Origin of the sequence: Vibrio sp. Vb0304 (assembly GCF_033338995.1) — a bacterium.
Classification (GTDB): Bacteria; Pseudomonadota; Gammaproteobacteria; order Enterobacterales; family Vibrionaceae; genus Vibrio; species Vibrio alginolyticus.
Genome location: NZ_JAWOTT010000293.1, coordinates 1 through 1,117, shown reverse-complemented (window position 1 = coordinate 1,117; position 1,117 = coordinate 1). Strand labels below are relative to the sequence as shown.

Below are 1,117 nucleotides of genomic sequence, written 5' to 3'. Positions count from 1 at the left end.
AGCGAAACGCGGTCTGGGTTTAGTGCAGCTGCCGGATTATTACGTTCAAGAAGCGTTAGACAGTGGTGAGTTAGTCGAGGTGCTGACCGATTACCGCGACGATCGCGAAGGCATTTGGGCGCTGTATCCGCAAAGTCGCAATTTGTCGCCAAAAGTGCGGTTATTGATCGACTTTTTGGCGCAAGAGTTGGCGTGATCAGCGCATCAACTGACGCAACGTGACATCCGGAAGCGCGGTCAGTTTTTTACTTTGTACCAAGAACAATTCCGCGCACGCCAAGGCATCACTGGCGGCAGAGTGCGATAAGTACCCCGGCAGGTGATAATAGCGGCGCAAATCGTCCAACTGATAACTGCTGTGCGCGCCGCTTTTCCCTGCATAGCTAAACTGCTTTTCGATTTGCAGAGTGTCGATAAAATACGCGGGGAAATCCTCTACTTGGTAGCGAGAGGAAAAGTAAGCGTGAATGAAGGCTTTTTCAATGCAGCATCCGTGGGCGAGCACCACTTTTCCTGTGATGCGTTCCAACAACCGATTCATACCTTCATCCACTGGCAGTCCTTTGGCGAGATCTTGCGGAGTTAAGCCATTAATTTTCGCTGTTTCTGGTTTGATGAATTGTCCGTGACAAATGTACCACTCTTTGGAGCTGGCGATATCAATGCCGTCCAGCGTTAGGTCAACTACGCCAATCGATAAGATTTTATCGCCTTGTGCGTCCACGCCTGTGGTTTCAAAGTCCAACGCAACAAAACTCAAATCCTTCAAGGTCGTTGAGTCATCCACCAAAGGCCGTTGAAGATAGTCTTTCAGCACCATTGGCCAATCGTCAATAACGTGAATGGCTTGGCGTTTTTGCTCAGGAGAGAGCGGCGTTTCCCACCGCTTAAACCAACGTTTAATCATGGTTACGCCCCTTTCACAAACTTCAGTTTCGCGACATCTTGCAGCTCACTGATGATCTTAAATGCATCTTTTAAGTGCTTGCGCTCAAAGCTACTGAAATCATCGGGTGCGATGTGGTTGTCAGGTGTGGTGCCTGCCAGAATCGCATTGAGTTGATGACGGAAACGTACCTGAGTAATAAAGCGATACGCGCCAATGATGTTTTCAACA

General features: G+C 48.9%; 3 protein-coding genes. 1 reads left to right on the top strand and 2 read right to left on the bottom strand.

What is annotated here, in order from left to right; translation table 11 throughout:
- The coding region (locus tag R7P35_RS25745) for a LysR substrate-binding domain-containing protein (RefSeq protein ID WP_318093281.1) at positions 1 to 196 on the top strand (196 nt) is incomplete at its 5' end.
- On the opposite strand, the gene R7P35_RS25740 is transcribed toward R7P35_RS25745, so the two are convergent.
- Both R7P35_RS25740 and R7P35_RS25735 read right to left on the bottom strand, forming a co-directional pair.
- Positions 197 to 907, bottom strand: a complete 711-nt coding sequence (locus R7P35_RS25740; protein ID WP_318093279.1) for an exonuclease domain-containing protein — start codon at positions 905 to 907, stop codon at positions 197 to 199.
- A 2-nt stretch (positions 908 to 909) separates the two neighbouring features.
- Positions 910 to 1,117: putative nucleotidyltransferase substrate binding domain-containing protein (locus R7P35_RS25735; RefSeq protein ID WP_318093277.1), on the bottom strand; the 208-nt coding region annotated here is incomplete at its 5' end.

What these genes read in the sequence shown, in the direction of transcription:
- R7P35_RS25740 (WP_318093279.1), bottom strand. Translation starts at nt 907, where the DNA reads ATGATTAAACGTTGGTTTAAGCGGTGGGAAACGCCGCTCTCTCCTGAG.